Here is a 26,308-nt window from a genome sequence, read left to right on the forward strand (position 1 = left end):
TTAACATTTTACAAATGCCAAGCTCTATACTCTTTAAAAATACTGGCTACTTCAAGCATGTAAGCTTTTCTTTAAGAGTTCCAAAATCTATTTCAATATACGGAATTTCATTTACTATATTATATCTCATTCTTTCCAAAGCCTCTTTTTGTTTTGGCTCTATATTTTGATTGTCCCACATTTTTGTAAAAAACATATAGGAGCACATTCTCCTATATTCCAGAAATAATGGTATTTTTTCAATCCAATACTCCTCAATTATGTTCTCTTTTAAATACCCTTTTAAAAATGCTTCTATAAAATTCCACGCAAAATTCATGCGCTTTTGAGGCTCACTTACTGGTATACATGCTATTGCATGATAAAATGCAATAACTATATCACAAATAAACCAATGATATAAGCAATCATCAAAATCAAAAACAGTTATAGAATTGTTATTAACAAAGAAATTATACTGATGAAAATCATAGTGTATTAAACCATAGGCGTCTGCATCCTTAGGCAATAAATTCATCTCATCTATAATTTTGTTCCACTTATTAGCGATGCTCTCATCCTCTATAATATATTCATCTGTAAAGTAAATATCTTCATTCCACTGCTTCCTACTTACACATTTATTAAGCTTATATCCTTTAGATAAGGCATGCATTTGCCCCATGGTCTGACCCCATTTGTAAAATAATTTATCATTCCATTCTTCAGCATCATTTATTACAGGCATATGTCCAGCTGCCTTTTCAAAAACTGAAATTATGTAGCATGAATTGCTATCCTTTACAGCTTCAACTAATCTATTATTCACTGATGTAATAGCTTTAGATACACTAACCTTATTTTTAGCTAGATAATTAATAAAATCTAATTCTGATTCATAATTTGCTAAATGTTCTATATCCTTCTCGGTAATTCTTAGGATAAAATACTCTCCTTTATGTTGGAATTCATAAATTAAATTAGCTGAATTGCCTATTGGGCTAAAAGCACCTTTATCAATATCTAATTGATAAAGCTTTGATACCTGATCTAAGATCATATTAATATTTTTAATCATACAATCTATCATTCCTTTCGCAATTCTTAAGAATTTTAAATATCAAAAACTAATAATAGATGTCCTCAAAAATAAATTAATCTTCTAATACTTATTTTCCTTTTTAACTTTATCATATCCATTGATTATCAATGCTGAGGATATTAATGATAGAAAATAAGAAGTAGTTCCATCTATAGTGGAAAAAATACTGCTAGATATAGCTAGTAAAAGAATTGACAGTCCGAAAACCTTCAATAAATAGATATTTTCTTTTTTCTTAAATAAATCGCTATGGGTAAAAAATGATATACCATCAGTTACATTTTTCTGATTTTTATCTTTATCCAAAATCCCATCCCTCTCAATATCTTTTTATTAACTATTCATAAACATCCACTATTAATTACAATACATACTCTAGCTGACAATCACAAGGCTCATGTTCCGCAAGTCTTTTATTTATTTCTAGTGCATCCACGCAACCTATTCCTCTGTAAAATTTCTGAGTTTCATCTGCGGAATGAGATGAAATATATAGCTTTTTTGCTCCCCACTGCTTTGCTTTATTAGCGCATATATTAAATAATTGCTTTCCTATGCCTATGCCTCTATATTCGTAGGAGGTATGTAATTGCATCAATTGAACATATTGTTTTTCATTGCCAAAAAAATCTCGTAGCACTGCTGCAAAGGCTATTAGCTTATCTCCGTCAAAGGCTGCAATAACTGCACCACCAGTATTTATGCAATGAGTAAAATCTTCAGAGATAATTTCATTTTTTAAATTTTCATCCCACTGTTCAGTAAATGGATTATCTTTTAATACATATTTTCCCTCTTCTTTTCTCCACACCTTGTTAACCTCTTGAAATCTATTAAATGTCTCCAGTAAACCAGGTCTTAAATCATACTTAGTTAATTCTTTTATTTCTATGCTCATCAAAAATCCATCTCACTTTCTATGTTAGACTCATGTAATTAAGTCAGCGAAAATAATATATAATTGATAAAATTATACCATTATTTCTTAATACTTACAAAATACTTCTCTATAATATAAAACCAATAAAATAAGTGATTTTTGTATATATTCACCATTTTAATTATTGATGGATTATGGTAAATTTTAATTAATATTAAATATAGCAAAGCACATGGAGGGAAAAATGACAAAAGCAAAAAGAGAATTTGGAGAAGGTCCTATCAACACTATAACAAATTACATATTATGTTTTTTGTTATCTAACTTTTATTTTCTATTGATGAATATACCATTAGTTTATATTACAATTGTACTTGTAGCTAATGGAAAAAATCCGCTGCCCTCAGGATTTAGTGTAATAGTTCTATTATGCTGCATTCCAATCGGGCCCGCAGTAACTGCCCTTTGTAGTACTATGGGCAAACTTGTGAGGGAAAAAGACATTGTTGTTACTAAAACTTTCTTTAAGGCATATAAACAGAGTTTCTTGCAATCGGTTTTTTTATGGGCTCTTGAATTAATTATCTTAGTATCTGCCTATGTCAACCTTAACTATTTCGTATCAAATATTATTTCAATATTTATATATGTAGTTATTATATATATAATTATTATTGGCCTTTATGCCTTTCCAATAGTATCAAGGTTTTATTTGAAATCAAAAGATGTATTAAAGCTTTCTATATATTATACTTTTAAAAAAATTAATATTACTATTTTGAATGCAGCTACTATTGTTTTAGCAGGATTTATATCTTCTAAAATTTCAGTTTTTGCTTCTTTATTCATCATGAGTATAACCTGCTACATAATAATGTATAATTTACAAAAGGTATTGCCAGAAATAGAAGAAAAGATCCAATCAGACAATACAAAATTAAATTTATCTTAAAAGATAAGAGCCTATAGTATAAAACTATAAGCTCTTATTAAGCCATCTTCTACTGATTATCTTTCAGATGACTAAAACTCCATCTTTTCTTTTATATAATTTTCAAGTTCATCTATGCTTAACCTTACTTGTTGCATAGAATCTCTATCCCTTAGAGTTACTGTGTTATTTTCTAAAGTATCAAAGTCTATAGTTATACAGAAAGGTGTTCCTATTTCATCTTGTCTTCTATATCTCTTTCCTATACTTCCTGCCTCATCATAATCTACATTGAAGTTCTTTCTTAATTTATCATAAACCTCTGTAGACTTCTCTGATAGTTTTTTGCTTAGTGGCAATATAGCTGCTTTAAATGGAGCTAAAGCTGGGTGAAGATGCATTACTGTTCTAACATCTCCTCCTTCTAATTCCTCTTCATCATAAGCATCGCATAAGAAGGCTAAAGCTACTCTGTCTGCACCTAGAGATGGCTCAACACAGTATGGCACATATCTTTCATTAGTCATAGGATCTAGATAATTCATATCTTCTCCTGAATGCTCTGCGTGTTTCTTTAGGTCATAGTCTGTTCTATCAGCTATTCCCCAAAGTTCTCCCCATCCAAATGGAAATAAGAATTCTATGTCAGAGGTTGCATTAGAGTAGAAGGATAATTCTTCTGGACTATGATCTCTCATTCTTAAATTGTTTTCCCTCATGCCTAGATTTAAAAGGAAGTTCCAGCAATAGTCTTTCCAATATTTAAACCATTCTAAATCTGTACCTGGTTTACAAAAGAATTCAAGCTCCATTTGTTCAAACTCTCTTGTTCTGAAGGTAAAGTTTCCTGGAGTTATTTCATTCCTAAAGGATTTACCTACTTGAGCTATTCCAAAAGGTACCTTTTTTCTTGAGGTTCTTAATACGTTTTTAAAGTTAACAAATATGCCTTGTGCTGTCTCTGGTCTTAGATATATTTCTGATTTAGCATCCTCTGTTACTCCTTGGAAGGTTTTAAACATCAGGTTAAACTTTCTTATATCTGTAAAGTTCTTTTTACCACACTTAGGACATTCTATGCCATTTTGCTCTATATAGTCCTTTAATTGTTCATTTGTCCAACCATCTGCAGATGCTACTTCTGCTCCATTTTCAGTCATGTGATCTTCTACAAGCTTATCTGCTCTAAATCTTGTTTTACAATCCTTACAGTCCATTAATGGATCTGAAAAGCCTCCTACGTGTCCTGAAGCTACCCAAACCTCAGTATTCATAAGAATAGCACAGTCTACACCTACATTATAAGGACTCTCTTGAACGAATTTTTTCCACCAAGCCTTTTTAACATTATTTTTAAATTCTACTCCTAATGGACCATAGTCCCAAGAGTTGGCAAGTCCTCCGTATATATCAGACCCTGGGAAAACAAAACCTCTATTCTTACATAAAGCAACTACTTTATCCATGGTTTTTTCAAATGCCATAATTATTACCTCCTAAAATTATTTTTATAAAATAAAAAAGCCTCTACCACTAAGGGACGAAATTAATTCCGCGGTTCCACCCTTATTGGCACAAGCCCAACTTACTTATCATTGCATTCAAAAGCTCCCTTCATCTTATAGCCTAATGGTTCTCACCTAATACTAATTTGCATTAAGTATAGAGTTACTTTTGCACGGCCCCCAGGTGTCCTGGGGAGGTAGTGCAACTCTATAGTAACTCTTTTAATGCAAATTAGTATAACACCATCTCTCTAAAAAGCTTTTAAGATTACTCTTCTTTATCATCATGCTCATATTTAATTATACCTTATATTGTAACAAAATAAAGTCTAATGTCAATAGCTATTAAAAATTAGCTATTTTTATATCTCTTTCCTCCAAACAATAGAATACCTCCAAAAGAAATGTCTTCTTACCTTAGCTTCTGGCATAACTTTTTTACATATAGTTTTTATATCTTTAAAGGTCATGTAAACATCGTTTTTGCTATGCTCCTCCCAAGCTTTCCTCTCTTCCTCACTAGGCCTTAGACTTCCATTTTTAAATAACATAAAAATTATATTTACAGGTGCAGCAACTAAAGATATTAAATAGTCTGTAATAGTCTTGCTCTCATATAAATCTAATACCATAAAAACTCCATTGTCTTTTAACCCCTCTTTTGCTTTTATAAGCATTTCTCTAAAGGGCAAATGGTGCATAGTAGCTATGGATACAATACAATCATATTTGTTATTTTTAAAATCATGCTTAGTTATATCTTCTAATCTATAATCAATATTGTTAAAATCCTTAGAAATGGCCTTAGCTTTTTCAATCATTCCCTCAGAAAAATCCACCGCTATAACTTTTTTAAATTTTTTAGCCATTATCCTCGCAAATACTCCTTTTCCACAGCCTATTTCTAAAGCTTTTTCACGATTATTTGGCATATTTTTCATAAGATATTTATGATAGTGGTTATTGTGCTCCCATTTTCGCTCCTCTATTTTAGATATTCTATCAAAATCTTTTATGATATCAATTTTATGCTGTTCCATAAATCCTATCTCCTAAATAATAAAATATTACATATACATATACGTAGTTTAAATTTTAAAGGAGCTCATTTTATGGACTTAAAAGCTGTCTTCTTCTTCATTTACACTCTTCTTCAATCATAGGAAAACAAAAATGATTTTTGGGGATGATTAAAAAATGTATATACTTTCATTTATGCAAAATAAAAATTGAAAGGATATAGCCCATAATTGAGCTATACCCTTTCACCATTTCGAAATATATTGCTGCGAGAGCCGTTCATTATACAGCTCCTTTATTTTTACCTATATATAATTTCTGATAAACCTTCTACGTGCTGAAATTGTATGGGTTTATTTTCGTAGTAAAATCTAACTCCATCAATCCACTCACCCTTGTAGTCCTTTTGAAGGAATGTTTCTGTTAAGCTCTTAGCTGTAACAGCGCCTCCAGTAGAACCTTGAAATCTGCTGGCAATCCAGTTTTCTCCCTTAAGCTTAGAATTATCCTTAACTCCTTGATTTTCAGCACTTTCCTTTAAGTTGATAGTGGCCACCTTTTTATTTCCTACATTCTCAATGCTAACCACCTCTATAGGTAAATTTCCAAAAACCTTTTCTGATAATTTCTTTGCTACTAAAGATAATTTGTCTTTTAAAGGTAAGTTTTTATCCATAGTAACCTTTGCAGCTGCTTCTTTATTCAAAGTTAGGTCATTTACATTAAATACAGTTAATTCTATTTCTTCTTTAGGAGCTTGAGTAAGTGAGTTCAATTTATTTTTAAGCTCTTCCTCATTCTTTTTTAAGGTCTCTACCTGTTGTGTTAGCTCTACATTCTTCTGCTTTAATTCTGACAATTCATCACTAAGACTTGAGTTTTCAGTTTTTAGCTTACTGGCACAGCCATTTAAGGTAAGAACTAGTCCTATAATAACTGCTGATATTTTTATTGTTTTTCTTTTCATATAAACACCACCCCTTTATTTTTTTTCTTTAAATTTTTTGTTTTTTAATAATGCTGAGGTGTCCAAGCTATCCTTTGCATCCTTTTCATTAACAATGACTTTTTCTTCTTTTGTCTCTTTCTTTAATGTGTTGTTTATATTATTATCTAACACTTTTTCATATGGGTCAATAATTTTATTACTATGATCCTTCATTACATTTTTACTAGTTTTTAAGTTAGGCCTTTGAGATAAAACTTTGCCTCTTTTAAAATTCAGCTTACTAAAGATAGTAAAGAGCTTTGCTTTTATCCTATACATATTTAAATTTAACCTTCTTATAGCTACATCTAGTAAAAATAATAACAAGGAAATAGCAAGCAAATAAGGGGTTAAATCTAACTGTCCTCTTTTATCCTTAATTTCTCCCTGAAAAACTTCCTTAGCTTGGGTTATTATTTTTCCTTCAGTTTCTTTTATAAGATTTTCTATGACATTTTTTCCTGAGCCTATTTTATATTCTGGTGAATATTGCATAGCGTAGCCTGTATTTATAGCACTGGTAACTTCTCCATTTTTAAATTGCTTTCCGTTTATCATATATACTCCGCTCTCCTTAAGGTCAAGGGAAGCTGAATATTTGCCTGGAGCTATGGGATAGAGCTCTACTTCTACATTTTCATTGGAAGGAGTTATTATGGTAGCTTTAGTCTTCATTTCTTCAGTATTTTTATTATCCACAATGATTATATTGGCTTTTCCACCCTCTTCCTCTACCTCAATGGATAGGTTCTCACTATTATAATTTTCTAGGGTATAATTTATCATGTTCTGCCATAATCTAATGGATTTTCCCCAAGAAATATAATTTGCACTCCATTTTCCTGAAATATCAGAGTTCCAGGCTAGGGTTTTGCCTAAGCCATACTGCCATACTGTAAGGATAGGATCCTCTTCATCGCTATTTAAAATCACCCTAGAGGTTTCCTTAGGGGAAGCCCCGATGTAACCTAGCAATGTAGGCAATCCCCCTTCCGCCACATTTTGAAGTATGGAATGGTTAGTGGCTATTACAGGGGTAAACTCTCTATTATTTAAATACATTCTAGCCGCCATAAAGGTTTCCTTTGCAAAGATTCTAGGAATATTAGTATACTCATCCGTAACATAAAATCTTCCTCCAGAATTTTTAGCTATATTCTCTAATAAACCTCTATCTGAATCTTGCCCTACAGCTACTGTGGACACAGTGATATTATTTTTTTTGCAATCTTCAATAATAGGGTCATAGCCCTCTCTTTCTGCTTGACCATCTGTTAAAAGAATTATATGCTTTATCTTTGCATCACTTTCTTTTAAGGATTTATATCCCTCTGCTAAAGCCGGCAGAATGCTTGTGCCTCCACCTGCTCTTATTGTAGCAATATCACTTTCTATAGCCTTTTGATCCTTAATAAGCTGTCTATTTACCACCCAACTATAAGCACCATCAAAGGTTAATACCCCTATTTCATCCTTTCCTGCTCTTAAGGAGCCAAGACTTCTTATAGCAGCTTCTTTTGCCATATCCACCTTGCTTATACCTGCTATGCCTTCCGTCATACTTCCTGATTTATCTATGATAAGCATCAGGGACATTTTAGGTATCTCTTTTTTACCCCTCATATCCATATAGACAGGAAGCACCTTTTCTAAAGGAGTTTTAGTATATCCTCCTAAGGCAAAAGAATTATCACCACCAGTGGCTAAAAATCCTCCGCCAAAATCTTTTACATAGCTTTCTAAAGAGTTAAGAAAGCCTTCATTTAAGTTTTCTGCGGATACATTGCAGGTTATAATGCTTTTATAGGCGCTCATCTCTTGCAGGGTTCTAGGAGCAGAGATGGCATTTACTAAGGTATAATCCTGCTCAGAGGCCTTGAGAATCTTTACTAGCTCCTCTGCCTCTCCTTTAATATCCTCAATAACTAATATTTTAGGCTTAGCCATTATATTAGTAAAGGCTGAGGCTTCATTGTTCCTTATTTCCTTGTCTTTTTCTGGTTCTATAAGCACTCTATACCCTTTAAAGCCTCCAGATACTGCCTTATCTTTAAAAACAAATTTATTTACTCCTTTTTGAAGCTCTACCTTCTGCTGACCCACAGGCTGTTTGCCATTAAACAAGGTCAGCTTTGCAGAAGTGGCTGCTGTACTGCTTATATTTACAGTAACTCCAAACTCCTCTCCTAAAATAAGCTTCTTAGGTAGATTTATGCTATCTACAGTCACTTCCTCTCCTATATTCTTTTCCACCTTATAAACTTTGAAATCTATACCTTGGTCTAGCAGTGAAGGAACTATTTTAGCGGTAGCCCCCTTATTTTCCTCCCCATCTGTAAGCAGTACTATTCTTTTTCTGCTATTATTGGGCATTAGAGATAAGGCTGAAGCTAAGGCATTTTCTAGGTTAGTGTAGTTTCCGTTCACATTGCTTTCTATCTTATCAAAAGAACTGTCCTTGGATATAAAGCTTTCAATCTGACTATTCTCTCCAAAGCTTATAACACCGATTTTATCCTTTGCACCCTTATTTCTTATGGCTTCCTTTATGAATCCTTCAAAATCCTTTCTGTTTTCTAAAACGGAGTCTGAAGCATCTACTAAGAATATGGTGGTAGTAGTGTCTACCTTCCAATAGACATTGGTTCCGCATAAAGCTAGTATCAGAAATAGAAATATAATGCTTCTTAGCACTAAGATTATATTTTTCTTTCTTTTTGTGCTAAAGTTCATGCGCTTATAAGAGTAAAAAATCAATAAGGCTATTAAGGGTATTAATACTAAGAAGTAAGGTTTAATTAATTTTAAACTTATCAATAACCTCCCTCCTTCCTTTAGTTAGATTTATTTCTGCCGTACATTTTTAAATAAACAAGCCATTCTATTAATACAAAAGCAAAGGCCAAAACTACTAAGTAATTTTGTATATTATAGCCTGAATTACTTAATGAGTCTTTATTTTTACTGGTGATATTTTCTGCCTCATTATTGATATCACTCTCTGATACTGGAAAATTAACTGCAAGAATGTTAGAAACTTCACCTTCTGAATTTTTCTCTAAGATTTCATAAATACCTGGCATATTGGTATTATCATAAACTCTTGTATTGGCTTTAATATCAATAACCTTTTTTTCTCCTTTAGGATTTCTAACAAAAAGACTCTCTGTATCTGCCATAGGCAATATATCTATACTATCACCAGAATAATACTGGGTTTTACTTAAAAAGTTTCCATTAGCAAGATAACCTATAATATTATTTATGAATATGGGGAACTCAGGAGTCAGAGGAAAATCTGTGTTATGAAAATCAAAAGTAATAGCTGCTACTCTTCTTCCCTTAGTTTCACCTAAAAATGCAGTGGTCTCCCCATTTATTTTTAATAGGGCACTTCCCCAATAAGGCATTTGTATAGGATGGAACTTGGAGACTACAAAATCTGTATTGCTCATATATTTTGTCACCCCATTTAGCTGAACCTCTACGCTGCCACCTTGCACCTCTTCTCCCACATTAAATAAACCTGTATTTCCTTTAGGATTTATGTATAATATATTTCCCTTCTTAGGTATGTTCTCTAGAGTTACTCCATCAAAGATATATAAATCGTATTCTCCTACTATATTATCTTTTTCATTAGCCTTAAATAGCTCTACATTTTTTAATGTGGCTAGAGCCTTTTCTAGGAATACATTTTTTTCCGTAACTAGCATAATCCTTTGAGTGCTGTTTTGCTTTACTACGGAATAAATGATATTGTCTTCATTTAAACCATCCTTTTCTGTTATCTCCCCATGTATATATTTATATTTAGGTACTATATTATTAAAATACATGGTTTTGGTTTCTCCCTTTTCCAATTCAATAGTTTTTATATCTATTAACTTACCATCTCCATACAAACCTATCTCAGCACTTCCCTTATTTTCGCTTCTATTACTGGCTCTAATCATAACCTTTAATCCATCAGAGGTTAAAGAATGAGAAATGTAGTCTAAACTAAAATTATCCATTTTATTTGATAAGCTATTTATTTCCCCATTTAAGTCTTTTAACTCTACAGCACTATCTGTAAAGTATATAACCTTATAACTATCATACTGCCTGCTTATAGCTTTAACTAAAGAATAGCTGTTATTAATGTCTCCTGAGCTATTAGTAGCATTTATTTCTTTTACTTTTTTTAGCACCTCTTGCTTATCTGAAGATGCTGCTACCTCTACCTTGGAATTCTTATTAGAAGAAATGAGGGTTATCTTGCTTTTAGGTGACATAGAGGCTACTAATTTCTCCACTCTGTTTTTGGCTTCCTCTAATCTAGTAGAGTTTTCATATACAGCACTCATGCTTCCTGAATTATCTAATACTATAATCACATTTTCAAATTGTGCTCCCTTAAAATATACGAAGGGATTGGTAAGTGAAAATATTAATAATAGCAGTATTAAGAGCTGTATAAGAAAAAGCAGGTTTTTTCTTAACCTTTGCCAAGGAGTACTTGCTTCCATATCCACTATTACTTGCTGCCACAAATATAAGCTGGATATTTCTTTTTCCTCAAATTTTTGTTTTAAGATATACATCATAATCAAAAGAGGTATAGTAAGTAAAAACCATAGGCTTTGAGGAGAGATAAGCTTCATATAATTCCCTCCTTCGTGAAGTGCTCAAAGATTATTTTTTCTAAGGGTTCCTCAGAGCAGATTTGTAGAAAAGAACCATTGAATCTTTTAGTTTGTTTCTTTAAATTATTGGTAAAGGAATTAAATTTATCTCTATATAGCTTTAGTAATTTTGGTGTCACAGATATGGTAACATCCTCTGAAGTTTCTACATCTATAAGCCTCACTTGTCCATTTAACTCCGGCTCTATTTCTTCTTTGCTTAAAATATGAATTAAAATTACTTCCTGTCTTTTATATACAAGATATTTTATTGCTTCTTCTAAAGAGCCTTTCGTAAAAAAATCAGATATGAGAATAGAAATACCCCTTTGTTTCAAATCCTTCTTCTTAATGGCGTTACTTAAATTGGTGCTACCGCTAAACTCTGTTTGCTGAAGAAAATCTACAGTTCTTGAAAACATTCCTCTTCCCATATAAGAAATAGAGGGTGCTAAATTATCTCCCACCATCCTATTTATACAAACTCTATCTAAATTATTTAGGGCTAAATAACTAAGCACTGCTGCTAGCTTTAAGGCACACACACCTTTGTGCTGCTCACCATAATCCATGGATTTGCTGCAATCTATAAATATATTAACCAAGGCTTCTCTTTCTTCCATGAATAATTTTACGAAAAGCTTATCAAACCTACCATAAGCGTTCCAATCTATTCTCCTAAAATCGTCTCCTAGTGCATATTCTCTAAAATCAGAGAATTCTACGGAGCTGCCCTTAGCCTTTGATTTTCTTCCTCCAGAGGCCCCTTCCGTCATAGGCATTCTAGCATTTATTGATATATTCTCTAATTTTTTAAAAAACTCAGCATCAAAAATTTTATCCTTCACTGAAATCACAACCTTCAAAGTTACTGTAATTGACTTTCTAGGATATCTTCTAATATTTTTTCAGTGGTAACACCATCCGCCATAGCGTCGAAATTCAAGAAAAATCTATGTCTTAAGGCAGGATAGGCCACATATTTTATATCGTCAAAAGCTACATTAAATCTGCCTTCCATCACAGCTCTAACCTTAGCCGTAGAGATAATGGCCTGAGCAGCTCTTGGACTAGCTCCGAATCTAATATACTTTTTTGTTACCTCTGGGCACTTTTCATATTCAGGATGAGTAGCCAATACTACTTTAAGGGCATACTCCTCCACAGCCTTAGCTATAGGCACTTCTTTTAATAAAGCCCTAATCCTTAAAATTTCCTCTCCATCTATAACCTTATTTAGTTCCGTGGAGGTGTTAGTGATTGTAACTCCAATTATCCCTTTTAACTCCTCCAAGTTTGGAAAAGGCACTTGCAGCTTAAATAGAAATCTATCTAATTGAGCCTCTGGTAAAGGATAGGTTCCTTCCATTTCAATAGGGTTTTGAGTGGCTAAAACCATAAAAGGTTCTTCTAGTTTGTAGGTATAGTTTCCTACAGTAACAGTATGCTCTTGCATAGCCTCTAGTAAAGCAGATTGAGTTTTTGGTGTAGCTCTATTTATTTCATCCGCTAAAACTAAATGAGAGAAAATAGGACCCTTTTGAAATTGAAATACCCCATTGCCTTTTTCATCCTTAACTATTATATTAGTTCCCACTACATCCGCAGGCATTAAATCCGGAGTAAATTGAATTCTAGAAAAAGATAAATCCATTACCTTTGAAAGGGTCTTGACTAATTGGGTTTTACCTAAACCTGGAGACCCTTCTAAAAGCACATTGCCTCCAGTTAAAATAGCTATTATTACCTGTCTTATTATTTCTTTCTGCCCTATAATAGCTTTTCCTACTTCCTCTTCTACCTCTTTTACCTTATCCGTAATATATTTAACATTGATTTCTTCCACCATAGTTCTTCCTCTCTGTAATTATTCTTGTAAAGATGAAAAATAATATTTAATAATATCCATCATACCCTCCGGTATATCTGAGGTATTTAATCTCTCCATACCTTTTTCCTCATAGTCTCCAATGACCTTATCATAGGGTACAAAATCTCCTAAGGTAGCGTTAGGGTTATTAGAAAATTGCTGCTCACTGCTTCCCTTACCTCCACCTTTACCAGTTAAATTAGAGGCATTTCCATCTCCCCCTAATCTATTTGGAGTAAATATCTTTTCATATTCGTTTTGCTTTCCTTCAGAAGGTTTTTTATTGGCAATACCGCCTTGGCCATAAGGAGTAGTACCTTCCTTCATTCCACTTCCCGATCCAGCTCCAGAGCCTCCAGTACCTTGTCCTTGACCTGCTCCCTGACCTTGGCCTTGCCCCTGTCCATTGCCTTGTCCTTGACCCGAGCCACTTCCTTCTCCATTTGCTCCTTGTTGTGCTACTTCACTGCCTTCCGAACCTTCACCACCTAAAGCTTGCTGAAGATTATCCAGCTGCTGTGCTAGCTGCTCCTTAGATAAAGAACTGTTTAAGCTCGAAGAGAGCTGACTTACAGTGCTATTTATGGCATTCTCATCTCCAGAGCCTATAGCATCATTAAGAGAGTTTATATTACCTTTTAATTGTGAATCTGATATATTATTTGAAGCCTTAGATAAGCTGTTTTTTAAGGCCTCCTTAGTTTTCTCATCCATGTTTTTAATATTATCCTTAAGAGCCTCCAATTCCTTTTTTAGCTTGTCAGAATCCAACTTCTTTAAGGCTTCTGCTAAATTTTTTGTTTGTTCATTATCCTTTAGATTATTGGCCAATTGTTGTAAGTCCTTATTTATAGCTTCTTTTTTCTGCAGCTCCAGTTTCTTTAATGCTCTTTCCTTAGCTTTTGCTATATCTTTATTGGACTTTGATTCCTTTATCTCTTTCTTAAGCTCCGCTAATTTATTCATTAGTTCCTTTTTCTCTTCTGCTGTGAGCTTCTTATTTTCCTTTACTTCTTTCTCTGCTTTTTCTATCTTCTTTATTTCTTCCTTCTTTTCCTGTTTTAGCTGATGAAGCCTTGCAGCTTCCTCAGCTTTAAGATTTGGTATGAAATAGCTAGTTACAAAAACTAAAAGTAAGGAAGAGAAAATAATAATAACTTTTTTATTTTGAGTAAATTTAATCTCTTTTTTATAATCTAATTCCTTTAATTTTAGTAAGGCATCCTCTCTAAGGAGTTTATGAAAATCTGAAGAGTCATCTCTATACTCTAAAGCCGTAGAAACTCGTTCTTTGAGACCAAAGCTATCCGTAATCAAAGCCGCCTTCTCTCCATTTGGCATATATACTAAAGTAACTACTAAAGCTACAAGTAGTGCCGCTATGGAAATATAAAGGCACTTCCAATAGACCTGATATACAGGAATAAATCTTGAAATTATTATAAAAGCTAAGCCTAATGCCATAGAAATACAAAGAGAAATCCATACATTGTCTATGAATCGCTTTATGAAAAGCCTTATTTTAATTTTACGAAGAATCTTATTAATTTCTTCATATATATTGTTCATACTTATTCCTCCATAATTCTAGTTTCATTAGATATATAGATAAACAATACGAAAACTTAATCTATACATGTTTCAAAATGCCAATCTTCACGACATTATGAGACATGTATAAATTAGTAGTTGAAGTTGTTTATCTATAGGAGGATGTGAAAAACATAGGTGTTCTTTTTCACGGGCCGCTCGTGAGGCTCCACGCGCGGTGTAGGGAAACCTATAGAATACCTTTTTTCACATCCTCCTATAATACGTATAAGTATAAGCTTAGAATCCATTAGGCCAAGCTCTTTTTAAAAAATTATTTATGCTTTTTTCTTTTAAATTTTAAAGTAATTCTTTTTCTCTTAGGATTTATTTTATATGCACTTAAAAAAATCAATACAGAAGATATCATCAAATTTATTAAGGCATTAAACTGCCAAAAGGTCATGCCTAAAACCTTTTTACTTATATTTAACCCTGGAAACACACTGCCGCCCATTTGCCCAAATTGCGCCATTAATAAAGATGCAAAGGAAGCTATAGGATTAAAATACATAAGGAAAAATGTGTCTTGATACCTAGCAGCATAGTTACCATAGTTAGTAAACTTTAAGCTTATATATAGGTAAGTTATAAAGGCTGTTCCTATATATAAAAATATTATTACAGCATAGGATAGAACATTAGAAGCGGTGCTTCTCTTTAAATAGGTAGAAAAGAACATACCTATGCTACCCATGGTTATGGCAATCACTATATAGAATAAAAACAATTGTGCTAGCTCTACGACACTTATACCTCCAAACAAAAATATAATTGAAAATACAGGAATAGAGGATACTATTAATAGAATTATCTGGCTTAAGGATGCAAATAGCTTTCCTAGTATAATAGAACTATACCTAAGCTCCGTACTTAAAAGTATATCTAGGGTTTGTTTCTCTCTTTCTCCTGATATAGCTCCTGCTGTTAAGGATGGAGCTATTAAGGTTATTAATCCAAATTGGATAGCCGCTAAGAAAGCATAAGCTCCAAAAATATCGTTAGCATTTATCCTATAATACATGTTATTTCTCATGGATACTTTAATTATAAATACTGTAACCAAGGCTAATATGGACACATATACCCCTATTAGTGCTGCCGCCTTCCATCCCCTCATTTTAACCTTTAACTCTTTTAATAATACTGGGTTTAAATTAAAATTAATTTTTCTTGCTTTATTTTCCATAGCTATTCCTCCACAGTAGCAGTAACTCTCATAAATACATCTTCAAGACTTCCATCAAGCAGATTAAAGGTTACTACCGGAATATTATTTTCAATTAATCTCTTTAAAAGAGAGCTCATATGCTTTTCATCACCATCTATGGACACTTCTATAGTGGTATCAGAGGTTTTATCTATATTATCTAAATTTGGATACTCTCTTAATATATTTATAGCCTCTTCAAGGTTATCTAATACTTTTATTCTTAAGGTTTTAGTATTGTATACCTTACTCATTATCTCTTCTACAGTTCCGCTAATTACTATTTTTCCACTTTCGATAATGCCAATACTAGTACAAAGCTCTGCTAACTCAGGAAGTATATGAGAGCTTACAATTATGGTTTTACCCATACCCTTAAGAGTCCTTAAAATCTCCTTCATCTCTACTCTAGCTCTTGGGTCCATACCTGAGGCAGGCTCATCTAGCACTAGTAGGTCAGGGTTATGCACAAGACTTCTAGCAAGGCATAGCCTTTGCTTCATACCTCTTGATAAGCTATCTACATAGGCTTCTCTTTTATCAGATAGCTCTACAAGCTGAAGTAAATCATTGCATATCTTTGTTCTTTCCTGTCCCTTAATCTTATAAATAGAAGCATAAAATTCTAGGTACTCCATTACCTTCAAATCATCATATACCCCGAAAAAGTCTGGCATATAGCCTATTTTTCTTTTTAACTCCTTGGAGTTTTTAAAGGCATTTATACCGCCTACATATACCTCTCCAGAGGTAGCATCTAATAGGCCTGATACAATCTTCATAGTAGTAGTTTTTCCTGCTCCATTGGGTCCTACGAATCCAAAAATCTCACCCTTAGGGATATGAAGGCTTAAATTATCCACTGCTTTGAATTTTCCATAATTCTTACATAGGTTATTAATTTTCAGCATTACTTAACCCTCCCCTTTACTGAAATTTTGGGTATTGAGGAATCTCCGCCATTACCTAGATCTATCTTTATTTTTAATACATTGTTCTTATCTACATATTTCTTTATTTCTTCGGAACCTAATTTACCTTCTTTAGCTTCCTCCCAAGTACTAGTGCTTATATTCCAAAAATAGTTTTTTACATTATTAGATCTGCTCTCACTCTTAAATTCCATTTCCTCTACATTTATTTTTTTATCTATATCATATAACACTTCACCATAGCCTGAACCAAATATTCTTCCTGCATACTCATCATACTTTAATGATCCTGCCATTAACCTTCCTTCTACAAAGCCTAAGGGATAACTGGCCACGTTATCTTTTATAAAATTTACCTTTAAATTAGCTCTTACTAAGGTTCTTTCATAGCTCTTCACACTGCTATCATTAACTAATATAGGGTTAGCTACCTTAGATTTAGTAAATCCAATGAGAGTAATATTATTTACTTTCTCTCTAAGCCCCCTTCTCATTAATAGCTCTAGCATCATTCTTTTCTGTTGCCTATCAACAAATTTCTTTCTTTCCTCTTCGCCGCTAATAGTTGGTGGAGGTCCATTAAAGCCATAAATCTTATTGATGAATTCATATAAATTACCATCATAACTATTTAATGCTCCATTAACTTCCTTTACTTCTCCCTTTTTAATATCTCCTATAGATACATATTGTCCCGGAGTAAGTATTACGCAATCCTCTAAGTCCATTTCTGTTAAATTTTTTATAGAACCATTTATATTATTATTTTCGTAGGAAAAATTAGTTTCCATGCTTTGGGCTTTCATAATGCTTTGTTTAGTAGAAACTACTTTATTGGATAATATGCTGGCATCATTAAATTCTACATACTTATTAGCTCCATCGTAAATTTTAGCATCTAAATCCCCTGTAGCTCCTTCTCTTAATCTATCGTCTCCATAATAAGGATTATTAATAGGCTTTACTGCTTCTCCCTCTGTGCCACTTACCTTGATTTTCATTTTGTTAGGGGTGAATATACCAAAGTAACTCTCTCTAGAGGCTATACCTTTTTCATCTATACTGACAATAGATATTGTGTTATTGGTTATAGTGCTTATCCTTGAAGATGATCCTGATATATACATTATTAATGCAAATACTAAAGCTATAGCTGGTACCGCTACCCACATGAATTCTCTTTTGTCTAGCTTTTTTAATATTATATAACTTAAAGGTGCTACTATTAAAATATAGATTACTAGTATTAAACTAAAACTGCCTGTACTAGGTGAAGGCATTTCAGAAAATAAATTCATAACTTCTCTTAATAGATAAGATAAATCTCCTCGGCCGTTTCTTATTGCATTTATACTATTATCTATGTTCATAGAAGAACCTAGTAAGTTTTCTATAAATGCAGAGGAGTCCTGTCCACCAGTGAAAGGGCTCACTCCAAGATCAAAGGTAAATATTAATACCTTTCCCTTTCCTCTTGGAAGATCTTTTACAAGAGATTTCTGAGGGGAAGTTAATATATCACTTGCTCCTTTTACATCTAGATTAAAAATATCTATGTCCTGTAATGTATTACTTACTCCTTTAGAAGATAATTTGCTTATTTCTCCTGTTTTTATTTTTTCAACTTTTCCAGGGTCTCCTTCAATAAAGTTATCCTTAAATATTCCTAAGGTTTTTAAATAGGTATTCCCTGTACCTATTAACAAAGTACCTCCTTTATTAACCCAATCTTTTAAAGCCTCATATTGCTCTTTACTTAATTTAGTAGTGTCGAAATTATTTATTACTATTAGGTTAAAAGAACCCATTACTTCTACATCTTCTGGTAAGTTTTTCTCATTTAGCCTTATTACCTTATTAGATAAAGACATACCATTAGGCGCCGGAATCTTATTTATGTAGCTTACACTATCAAAGTCCTCACTTAATATACCAATAAACATGGTCATATTGTTTGAGCCTAGAGATAATGCGGCTTCACTTTCATAAACTTTATTCTTACCATTATTTATAATTATTTTATACTTTGAATAACTGCCCATTATAGGTACATTTATCATAATGTCCTTTGTCGAATCTTTAGGAAGGCTTATAGGTTTAACATAACTGGTGTATTTACCAGGCATGGTGGGTACATGAATTTCTACAGTTCCTTCTATGTCCTGCATATTATTTTCCACAGTCAATTTTATTGGCGCTGAGCTTTCCACCTTATAATTACCATCAAAACCCAATTCATATTTTACATTCAAGCCTTTACTATCTGCTTCAACTTCATATACGTTAAAGTAGGACAATAATAATCCTATAGCTAAAAGCAAAATAAATTTAATATATTTTCTCATTTTCCCCCTTCTTTCCACGTAAGGCATCTCCAAAAAATAACTAGTCAGTCTACTCGTCTATTTTGCGTAATACTGCGTCCACAGAGCCCACTAATAGCCCCACTATTAATGGAACCTGTGTCCTTGTCTTACGCAAAATATACTTCGCATTTTTGACTAGTTATTTTTTTACGATGCCTAAAGTTTTTCCATATCTAATATACGTTTTTTATTAAATATAGTGCTATGTTTTTTATATAATGCACAGCAATACAATTATACCATATTTTTGTAATATTATATAAGAAAAAAACAGGCAACAAGTTTTAAACTTATTGCCTGCTCTATATTTAACGCTAGTTAAGGTTTCAAAAAATAAAAATGGCTCCGCGAAAAGGATTCGAACCTTCAACCTATCGGTTAACAGCCGAGTGCTCCACCATTGAGCTATCGCGGAACGTCATCTACAAATAATATTATATCAACTTATTTTAAAAATGCAATAGTTTTTTAAAATTTTTTTTAATAAAAATAGAGACCTCACTCTCTAGAAACTCTAATGAGTGAAGGCTCTATTTTAATTATTGTTGTGGCTTCATAGTTGGGAATAATATTACGTCTCTTATAGAATAAGCATCTGTTAAAAACATTATTATTCTATCAATACCTATACCTAGACCGCCTGTTGGAGGCATTCCAGTTTCTAAGGCACTCATGAATTCCTCATCTATCATATAAGCTTCATCATCTCCAAGCTCTCTTTCTTGAGCTTGTTGATTAAATCTATCTCTTTGTACTATCGGATCATTTAATTCTGAGTAGGCATTACATACCTCTCTGCCAAATATAAATCCTTCAAATCTCTCAGTGTATTCTTCATTTCCTCTCTTTTTCTTTGTTAGAGGAGATATTTCTACTGGATAGTCCATTACAAAGGTTGGCTGTATTAAATGTTCTTCTGCATATTCTTCAAATAATACATTTAGCACATCAGCTTTTGTGCAATCCTTTAGCTCTTTCTTGAACTCTAAGTGTTTTTCCTTTGCAATAGCCCTAGCGTCTTCATGAGTTTTTATTTCATTGAAGTCAATGTTAGCATATTCCTTAACAAGGTCTACCATAGTGGCTCTTCTCCAAGGTGGAGTAAAGTCTATTTCTGCTCCTTGATATGTTATTTTAGTAGTTCCATGAATCTTTTCACAAACATAGGCAACTAAGTTTTCCATAATTTCCATCATATCATTATAATCAGCAAATGCTTCATATAGCTCTATCATTGTAAACTCTGGATTATGTCTTATATCTATTCCTTCATTTCTGAAGTTCTTACCCATATCATAAACTTTTTCAAAGCCCGCTACTATACACCTCTTTAGATATAATTCTGTGGCTATTCTTAAGTACATATCTATATCTAAGGCATTATGGTGAGTAGTAAATGGTCTTGCAGCCGCTCCTCCTGCTATAGGTGATAATATAGGAGTTTCAACCTCCAAATATCCTCTATTATCAAGGAATTCTCTTATGTATTTTATTATTTGAGATCTTTTTATAAAGGTATCCTTAACCTTTGGATTTGTGATTATATCCACTTCTCTTTGTCTATATCTTAAATCTGGATCCTTTAATCCATGCCATTTTTCTGGTAGAGGCTTTAAGGATTTTGATATTAAAGCATAATCATTCACTTGAACGGATATTTCCTCTGTCTTAGTCTTGAAAACTTTACCAGTAACACTTATCCAGTCTCCAAGATCTAAAGTCTTAAAAGCCTTATGCTTTTCTTCACCTAATACATCTATTTTTAAGAAAAGTTGCATTTTACCGTCTCTATCATGAATATCAGCAAAACCTGCTTTTCCTTGAACTCTTTTGGACATAAGTCTGCCAGCTAATTTAACTTCTTGTCCCTCTAACGAATCATAGTTTTCCTTAACTTGGCTAGAGCTATGAGTTCTCTCCACCTTATAAACATCAAAAGGGTCCTTACCTTGCTCTTGTAATTCACTTAACTTCTGTCTTCTTAGTGTTTCTTGCTCATTATATTGAGCCTCTAGTTCTTGAATATTAATCTCTTCATTAGCCATGAATATCCCTCCGTTAATCTCTTCTTATTCCTAAGATTTCAAATTTATTTACACCTTCTGGCACACTAACCTCTACAACTTCTCCAATCTTTTTGCCCACTAAGGCATTCCCTACTGGAGATTCATTAGATATTCTAAAGTTCATTGGATCAGCCTCAGCAGAACCTACAATAGTATATTCCACTTCTTCATCAAACTCATAATCTTTAACCTTTACTATGGATCCTACACTTACTGTATCCGTTGAAATTTCGCTTTCATCTATTACTGAAGCATTTTTCAACATATTTTCAAGTGACGCTATTCTTCCTTCTACAAAGGCTTGCTCATTTTTAGCCTCATCATATTCTGAGTTTTCACTTAGGTCTCCATAACCTAGAGCCACCTTAATTTTTTCAGTTATTTCTTTTCTTTTAACAGTCTTTAAATATTCTAACTCTTCCTCTAATTTTTTTACACCCTCATAAGTCATTATATATTTTTTCTCGCTCATTTTTTTCTCCCCTTTAAACTTCATTACTTTATATTATTAATTGATATGTTTGCTTTTATTTTTATAATATGTTTATTATAGCTTTTAAAGCACATTTAGGTTATTATAAAACAGCCCTTATATATTGTCAACACTTACAATACTATGGTTAAATTTAATATTATCTAAAATTATTCCATTATAGTTTAGGGACCTTTCTATATCCTTCTCCCCCATCTGGCCTAATATAGCTCCTAGAAGCTCACAGGACACCTCATCCTCCTTCATTGTCCAAGGAACTTTAAAGGTAATATCGTTTACTATAATATGTGAAGGTTTATCTGGCACATATAGATTGTTAATGTACCAAATATTTTTATTTTCATAGGATTGTTCTCTAGTAGTAACAACAAAATCAGCAATTTTATAAGCATAATCATCATCCCAAGTAACTTCCGGAGATATGCCGTAATTAGAAATAATATAATCTCTTAGTCTTAAAGACTTTTTTAAATCTTTAGATAGAAGAACTAAGTACTTTGTATTCTTTGCTAATTCATAAATTACTTCTTTTACTACTCTTTCGTTGGCGTCATCAACAACAATACAGCTGTTTTTAATGCTCTTATTTGTATTTCTTAATATAAGCTGTATGCTTTTAAATACGCCAAAGGCAAATAGCCTCTTTTGAAAATCATCCATTAAGAAATAATCCATAGCTCTTATTATCTTAGGACTTAATACCGCCTCTGTGCCTTTTGCTAATCGCTTTGTGTTTGTAATATTATAATAATAAGCATCTTTATTTAAATTAGAAGGTACTTTTACTTTTAGTATTTTTACTCCTAACTCTTTAATTATTATATCTTCTGTTATTTTTGTTTTAAACCTATCAAGGATTTTTGATAATCCATTGAAGCTGTCATAGGGCACACTATCTTCTCTTAAACTTATATCAATAATATTATTCATAAGTTCACCTTATTTATATTATTTATACCCTATATTTATTCTGTAATTTCAAATTAAATTACTTTTAATATAAATTTATAAGGACGCTTTATATGCTTTTAGCAGCTCAATAGCTCTTTGGCCGCTCTTTTCATAATTTATGCTTTCTTTAATTTCCGTACAGTTTTTAAGGCCCTTTATATACCAAGCTACATGCTTTCTCATCTCTCTCACGGCTTTTTCTTCACCATCGTAGTGAAGAGCTAAATTGTAGTGTTTTATGCACATATCTATCTTTTCCTCTGGGGTTGGTTCTATAATCTTATTTCCTTTTAGATATTCCTTAACCTGAGAAAAGAGCCAAGGATTTCCCATGGATCCTCTAGCAATCATAACTCCATCACAGTTAGTATAGCTAAGCATATTAATAGCATCTTCCGCTTTAAAAACATCACCATTACCAATAACAGGAACAGCTATCTTTTCTTTTACCTGCTTTATTATATCCCAATCTGCTATACCTTCATACATTTGCTCTCTGGTTCTACCATGAACAGCTATAGCATGTGCACCAGCCTCTTCTAGAGCCTGGGCAAATTCTATTGCGTTAACTTCAGCCTTATCAAAACCCTTTCTAATTTTCACTGTTACAGGCTTTATTGAAGCTTTTCTTACTTCCTTTACTATACTATGAGCTAGCTTAGGCTCCCTCATAAGCGCAGAGCCTTCTCCATTTTTAACAATTTTGGGAGCTGGACATCCCATATTTATGTCAATTAAGCATACTTTATCATCAAGATTAAATCTTTCTGCAGCCTTAGCCATGATTAAAGGGTCATTTCCAAAAATCTGCACTGCCACAGGGCTTTCTTTATCAGAAATTCTTAGAAGCTGTTCTGTATTTTCACTTCCATAATATAATGCTTTTGCACTTACCATCTCAGTATAAACTAATCCACAGTCCATATCTTTACAAATAGCTCTAAAAGAAATATCCGTCACCCCTGCCATAGGAGCTAAAAAAATATTATTTTCAAAGTTTAGATTGCTAATCTTCATCAAGAACTACTCCTTATTTTTTTCATAAATAATTCTTAGTCCCTCTAAGGTTAAATAGGGATCAATCTTATCAATGCATTTACATTCATCATAAATCATTTTAGCCAATCCCCCTGTGGCAATAACATAGGGTTCTTTTTCTCCTAAGGCTATCATTTCTTGCTTCATTTTTGAAACTATGTATTTAACTTGACCTATATATCCATATATTATGCCGGCTTGCATGCTGCTTACAGTATTTTTACATATAACATTTGGAGTCTTTGTTAATTCAACTCTTGGTAGTTTTGCTGCTCTTTCAAAAAGTGCATCAGAGGATATTTTTATACCAGGGCATATGGTTCCTCCAAGATAGTCCCCATTTTTAGTTACTGCACAGAAGGTAGTAGCAGTTCCAAAATCTATTATTATAAGAGACTTCTTATACATTTCATGAGCTGCCACTGCATTTACAATTCTATCTGCCCCTACTTCTTTAGGGTTGTCGTATTTAATATTTATGCCAGTTTTTATTCCCGGTCCTACTACTATAGGATTCATATTAAAATACTTCCTTATCATATGCTCTAAAGAGTACATTATATTTGGAACCACAGAGGATACAATAACACCTTTTACATCTTCAGCACTAAGATTGCTCTGAACAAAAAGTTGCTTAACTTGTATTCCATACTCATCAGAGGTCTTTTTAGAGTCTGTAGATAATCTCCAATCCGCGACAAACTTTCCCTCTTTATAAACCCCTAGCACTATATTTGTGTTTCCCACATCTATAAGCAACACCATTATAAACACCGCCTCTATATAATTATAAAAGCAGCTCTATAGCTGCCTTTAATTTAAATATTAGTAATTCTATCTAGTATATATAGGGAAACACTACGAAAACTTAACTTATACATGTTCTAAAATGGCATCTTTAAGCCATTATGGTGCATGTATAAGTTAAAAGCTTACGTTGTTTCCCTATTGCTCACAGCAATTAATATTATTAATCTCAAGTTATTTTTAACAATATAATTTTAACAAGTTAAAACTATTTGTCAAGTGCCTAGATATTGTAAAAAATAACTACTTAAATACATGTCTTTATTTTTGTTAAATACCTAAACTCCAAATAATGTTAATAATACTCCTGCTGCTATGGCTGTCCCAATTACTCCTGCTACATTTGGTCCCATGGCGTGCATTAACAAAAAATTACCTGGGTCTTCTTTTTGTCCAACGACTTGTGAAACTCTAGCTGCCATAGGTACTGCTGACACTCCTGCTGATCCAATTAGTGGATTTACTTTTCCCCCTGAAAGCTTATACATAATCTTTCCAATTATAACCCCTGCTGCTGTGCTTATGGCAAAGGCCACCATACCTAAGGCTATAATAGCTAGAGTCTGAGGCTTTAAGAATATTTCAGCTTTAGCAGTAGCTCCTACGGTCACCCCTAGGAAAATAGTTATAATATTTATCAGTGCGTTTTGTGCAGTATCAGATAATCTGTCCACTACGCAAGACTCTCTGAATAAATTTCCCAGCATAAGCATGCCAATTAATGACGCTATGGAAGGCAATAGCAGTGTAACCACCACTGTAACTATTATAGGGAAAATAATTTTTTCTTTTTTACTAACTTTACGTAGCTGTCCCATTCTAACGGTTCTCTCTGCTTTTGTAGTTAATGCCTTCATAATAGGTGGTTGAATTAATGGCACTAAGGCCATATAAGAATAAGCCGCCACCGCAATAGGCCCTAAAAGATGGGGAGCCAGCTTACTGGTTAAGTATATAGCTGTAGGTCCATCAGCTCCTCCGATAATACCGATAGAGGAAGCTTCACTGGCGTTAAAACCTAAAAGTAAGGCACATACATAAGTGAAGAATACACCAAACTGTGCACCCGCTCCCATTAATATACTAGAAGGATTAGCTATAAGTGGACCGAAATCCGTCATAGCCCCTACTCCTAAAAATATAAGTGGTGGGTATATATCTAACTCCACTCCTTGATATAGGTAGTAAAACAATCCCCCTGGTTCCTTTGTTACAAGGTGACCATTTAGAAGCTCAAATACAGGTTCTTTATGCAAACCTGTTAGCGGTAAATTAGTAATAAGCATACCAAAAGCTATTGGTAATAATAAAAGTGGTTCAAACTGCTTTGCTATGGCCAGGTATATAAGGAAAACAGCTACTGCAAGCATAACGAGCTGTTTGCCATCTATGCTTGCAAAGCCTGATGATTGCCAAAGCTTATATAAAGAATCGATGAAATTCATAATTAATCATCCTTTCAGCTTTATTGAATCACTGCTAATAAATCTCCTGTATTGACTGCGGTTCCTTTTGCAATAGCAACTTGAACAATCTTTCCGTCTCTTGCTGCCATTATTTCATTTTCCATCTTCATCGCTTCTAGTATAAATAGTACGTCTCCTTTTTTAACCTGATCACCAGGATTAATATTCACCTTTAATATAGTTCCTGGCATTGGACATTCTATTTTTTCTCCTTCTGCATTAGCTGCTGCTGGCTGTGGCTGAGATTTTTCTTCTACTACCTCTTTCTTTTCTACAGGCTCTGGTGCTTCAACCTGAGCTGGGGCTGGCACTGGCGCTTGTGGTGCTTCCGCATTAGCTGTAGTAGCCACTGATGCTCTTGGGCTAAATTCCCCTTTAACTTCCTCTATTTCTACTTCATATCTTTTTCCATTGACAGTTACATAATATCTTTTCATCATCATAGTC

Annotated in this window: 22 protein-coding genes and 1 tRNA gene; 1 reads left to right on the forward strand and 22 read right to left on the reverse strand. The window is 33.1% G+C overall.

What is annotated here, in order from left to right:
- Positions 1 to 46 precede the first annotated feature (46 nt).
- From BN2665_RS00775 to BN2665_RS00785, 3 genes are all read right to left on the reverse strand, one after another.
- Complete coding sequence (locus BN2665_RS00775) at positions 47 to 1,057, reverse strand: phosphotransferase enzyme family protein (RefSeq protein WP_055665219.1); 1,011 nt, start codon at positions 1,055 to 1,057, stop codon at positions 47 to 49.
- An 84-nt stretch (positions 1,058 to 1,141) separates the two neighbouring features.
- Positions 1,142 to 1,387, reverse strand: a complete 246-nt coding sequence (locus tag BN2665_RS00780) for a hypothetical protein (RefSeq protein ID WP_055665220.1) — start codon at positions 1,385 to 1,387, stop codon at positions 1,142 to 1,144.
- A gap of 55 nt (positions 1,388 to 1,442) precedes the next feature.
- Positions 1,443 to 1,979, reverse strand: a complete 537-nt coding sequence (locus BN2665_RS00785; RefSeq protein ID WP_055665221.1) for a GNAT family N-acetyltransferase — start codon at positions 1,977 to 1,979, stop codon at positions 1,443 to 1,445.
- Positions 1,980 to 2,205: 226 nt separating this feature from the next.
- On the opposite strand from BN2665_RS00785, the gene BN2665_RS00790 reads away from it, so the two are divergent.
- The gene (locus BN2665_RS00790) at positions 2,206 to 2,913 is read left to right on the forward strand and encodes a YesL family protein (protein WP_055665222.1); all 708 of its coding nucleotides are present in this window, start codon (positions 2,206 to 2,208) and stop codon (positions 2,911 to 2,913) included.
- A 71-nt stretch (positions 2,914 to 2,984) separates the two neighbouring features.
- Here the strand turns inward: BN2665_RS00790 and BN2665_RS00795 are convergent, their stop codons facing one another.
- The 19 genes from BN2665_RS00795 to BN2665_RS00885 form a co-directional block, all read right to left on the reverse strand.
- Positions 2,985 to 4,376, reverse strand: coding sequence for a glycine--tRNA ligase (locus BN2665_RS00795; protein WP_055665223.1), 1,392 nt, complete (start codon positions 4,374 to 4,376; stop codon positions 2,985 to 2,987).
- A gap of 383 nt (positions 4,377 to 4,759) precedes the next feature.
- Positions 4,760 to 5,437, reverse strand: a complete 678-nt coding sequence (locus BN2665_RS00800) for a class I SAM-dependent methyltransferase (protein ID WP_055665224.1) — start codon at positions 5,435 to 5,437, stop codon at positions 4,760 to 4,762.
- A gap of 281 nt (positions 5,438 to 5,718) precedes the next feature.
- The gene (locus BN2665_RS00805; RefSeq protein ID WP_055665225.1) at positions 5,719 to 6,384 is read right to left on the reverse strand and encodes a hypothetical protein; all 666 of its coding nucleotides are present in this window, start codon (positions 6,382 to 6,384) and stop codon (positions 5,719 to 5,721) included.
- A 15-nt stretch (positions 6,385 to 6,399) separates the two neighbouring features.
- Complete coding sequence (locus tag BN2665_RS00810; protein WP_055665226.1) at positions 6,400 to 9,222, reverse strand: VWA domain-containing protein; 2,823 nt, start codon at positions 9,220 to 9,222, stop codon at positions 6,400 to 6,402.
- A gap of 17 nt (positions 9,223 to 9,239) precedes the next feature.
- Positions 9,240 to 11,051, reverse strand: coding sequence for a vWA domain-containing protein (locus tag BN2665_RS00815; RefSeq protein WP_055665227.1), 1,812 nt, complete (start codon positions 11,049 to 11,051; stop codon positions 9,240 to 9,242).
- Positions 11,048 to 11,920, reverse strand: a complete 873-nt coding sequence (locus BN2665_RS00820) for a DUF58 domain-containing protein (RefSeq protein ID WP_055665228.1) — start codon at positions 11,918 to 11,920, stop codon at positions 11,048 to 11,050. The genes BN2665_RS00815 and BN2665_RS00820 overlap by 4 nt, the downstream gene beginning before the upstream one ends.
- Before the next feature lie 20 nt (positions 11,921 to 11,940).
- Entirely contained in the window at positions 11,941 to 12,921 is a 981-nt protein-coding gene (locus BN2665_RS00825) for an AAA family ATPase (protein ID WP_055665229.1), read from the reverse strand.
- A gap of 18 nt (positions 12,922 to 12,939) precedes the next feature.
- Entirely contained in the window at positions 12,940 to 14,511 is a 1,572-nt protein-coding gene (locus BN2665_RS00830) for a hypothetical protein (RefSeq protein WP_055665230.1), read from the reverse strand.
- A 295-nt stretch (positions 14,512 to 14,806) separates the two neighbouring features.
- Entirely contained in the window at positions 14,807 to 15,721 is a 915-nt protein-coding gene (locus BN2665_RS00835) for an ABC transporter permease (protein ID WP_055665231.1), read from the reverse strand.
- Between the two features lie 2 nt (positions 15,722 to 15,723).
- Positions 15,724 to 16,653 carry an ABC transporter ATP-binding protein gene (locus tag BN2665_RS00840; RefSeq protein ID WP_055665232.1) on the reverse strand — a complete coding sequence of 310 codons (930 nt, stop codon included), beginning with the start codon at positions 16,651 to 16,653 and terminating at the stop codon, positions 15,724 to 15,726.
- The gene (locus tag BN2665_RS00845) at positions 16,653 to 19,019 is read right to left on the reverse strand and encodes a hypothetical protein (RefSeq protein WP_154674833.1); all 2,367 of its coding nucleotides are present in this window, start codon (positions 19,017 to 19,019) and stop codon (positions 16,653 to 16,655) included. Before BN2665_RS00845 ends, BN2665_RS00840 begins: the two co-directional genes overlap by 1 nt.
- A 361-nt stretch (positions 19,020 to 19,380) precedes the next feature.
- A tRNA-Asn gene (locus BN2665_RS00850) sits at positions 19,381 to 19,455 on the reverse strand.
- A gap of 124 nt (positions 19,456 to 19,579) precedes the next feature.
- Complete coding sequence (gene lysS / locus BN2665_RS00855) at positions 19,580 to 21,085, reverse strand: lysine--tRNA ligase (RefSeq protein ID WP_055665234.1); 1,506 nt, start codon at positions 21,083 to 21,085, stop codon at positions 19,580 to 19,582.
- Positions 21,086 to 21,098: 13 nt separating this feature from the next.
- Positions 21,099 to 21,578 (reverse strand): transcription elongation factor GreA, encoded by a 480-nt coding sequence (gene greA / locus BN2665_RS00860; RefSeq protein ID WP_055665235.1) that lies wholly within the window; start codon positions 21,576 to 21,578, stop codon positions 21,099 to 21,101.
- Between the two features lie 117 nt (positions 21,579 to 21,695).
- On the reverse strand, positions 21,696 to 22,529 hold the full coding sequence (locus BN2665_RS00865) for a hypothetical protein (protein WP_055665236.1): 834 nt from the start codon (positions 22,527 to 22,529) through the stop codon (positions 21,696 to 21,698).
- A gap of 75 nt (positions 22,530 to 22,604) precedes the next feature.
- On the reverse strand, positions 22,605 to 23,567 hold the full coding sequence (gene dusB, locus BN2665_RS00870; protein WP_055665237.1) for a tRNA dihydrouridine synthase DusB: 963 nt from the start codon (positions 23,565 to 23,567) through the stop codon (positions 22,605 to 22,607).
- Between the two features lie 6 nt (positions 23,568 to 23,573).
- The gene (locus tag BN2665_RS00875; RefSeq protein ID WP_055665238.1) at positions 23,574 to 24,353 is read right to left on the reverse strand and encodes a type III pantothenate kinase; all 780 of its coding nucleotides are present in this window, start codon (positions 24,351 to 24,353) and stop codon (positions 23,574 to 23,576) included.
- Between the two features lie 320 nt (positions 24,354 to 24,673).
- Positions 24,674 to 25,840, reverse strand: coding sequence for a sodium ion-translocating decarboxylase subunit beta (locus BN2665_RS00880; RefSeq protein ID WP_055665239.1), 1,167 nt, complete (start codon positions 25,838 to 25,840; stop codon positions 24,674 to 24,676).
- 20 nt (positions 25,841 to 25,860) lie between these two features.
- Positions 25,861 to 26,298, reverse strand: a complete 438-nt coding sequence (locus tag BN2665_RS00885) for a biotin/lipoyl-containing protein (RefSeq protein ID WP_055665376.1) — start codon at positions 26,296 to 26,298, stop codon at positions 25,861 to 25,863.
- Between the last annotated feature and the right edge of the window lie 10 nt (positions 26,299 to 26,308).

It is taken from the genome of Desnuesiella massiliensis (assembly GCF_001403615.1).
Lineage (GTDB): Bacteria > Bacillota > Clostridia > Clostridiales > Clostridiaceae > Desnuesiella > Desnuesiella massiliensis.

Bases quoted from the DNA above. Each gene is read 5' to 3' on its own strand.
- BN2665_RS00800 (WP_055665224.1), bottom strand. From the start codon at position 5,437: ATGGAACAGCATAAAATTGATATCATAAAAGATTTTGATAGAATATCT.
- BN2665_RS00885 (WP_055665376.1), bottom strand. From the start codon at position 26,298: ATGAAAAGATATTATGTAACTGTCAATGGAAAAAGATATGAAGTAGAA.
- BN2665_RS00840 (WP_055665232.1), bottom strand. From the start codon at position 16,653: ATGCTGAAAATTAATAACCTATGTAAGAATTATGGAAAATTCAAAGCA.
- BN2665_RS00790 (WP_055665222.1), top strand. From the start codon at position 2,206: ATGACAAAAGCAAAAAGAGAATTTGGAGAAGGTCCTATCAACACTATA.
- BN2665_RS00875 (WP_055665238.1), bottom strand. From the start codon at position 24,353: ATGGTGTTGCTTATAGATGTGGGAAACACAAATATAGTGCTAGGGGTT.
- BN2665_RS00785 (WP_055665221.1), bottom strand. From the start codon at position 1,979: ATGAGCATAGAAATAAAAGAATTAACTAAGTATGATTTAAGACCTGGT.
- dusB (WP_055665237.1), bottom strand. From the start codon at position 23,567: ATGAAGATTAGCAATCTAAACTTTGAAAATAATATTTTTTTAGCTCCT.
- BN2665_RS00845 (WP_154674833.1), bottom strand. From the start codon at position 19,019: ATGAGAAAATATATTAAATTTATTTTGCTTTTAGCTATAGGATTATTA.
- BN2665_RS00835 (WP_055665231.1), bottom strand. From the start codon at position 15,721: ATGGAAAATAAAGCAAGAAAAATTAATTTTAATTTAAACCCAGTATTA.
- BN2665_RS00815 (WP_055665227.1), bottom strand. From the start codon at position 11,051: ATGAAGCTTATCTCTCCTCAAAGCCTATGGTTTTTACTTACTATACCT.
- BN2665_RS00865 (WP_055665236.1), bottom strand. From the start codon at position 22,529: ATGAATAATATTATTGATATAAGTTTAAGAGAAGATAGTGTGCCCTAT.
- BN2665_RS00825 (WP_055665229.1), bottom strand. From the start codon at position 12,921: ATGGTGGAAGAAATCAATGTTAAATATATTACGGATAAGGTAAAAGAG.
- lysS (WP_055665234.1), bottom strand. From the start codon at position 21,085: ATGGCTAATGAAGAGATTAATATTCAAGAACTAGAGGCTCAATATAAT.
- BN2665_RS00795 (WP_055665223.1), bottom strand. From the start codon at position 4,376: ATGGCATTTGAAAAAACCATGGATAAAGTAGTTGCTTTATGTAAGAAT.
- BN2665_RS00880 (WP_055665239.1), bottom strand. From the start codon at position 25,840: ATGAATTTCATCGATTCTTTATATAAGCTTTGGCAATCATCAGGCTTT.
- BN2665_RS00805 (WP_055665225.1), bottom strand. From the start codon at position 6,384: ATGAAAAGAAAAACAATAAAAATATCAGCAGTTATTATAGGACTAGTT.
- BN2665_RS00775 (WP_055665219.1), bottom strand. From the start codon at position 1,057: ATGATTAAAAATATTAATATGATCTTAGATCAGGTATCAAAGCTTTAT.
- BN2665_RS00830 (WP_055665230.1), bottom strand. From the start codon at position 14,511: ATGAACAATATATATGAAGAAATTAATAAGATTCTTCGTAAAATTAAA.
- greA (WP_055665235.1), bottom strand. From the start codon at position 21,578: ATGAGCGAGAAAAAATATATAATGACTTATGAGGGTGTAAAAAAATTA.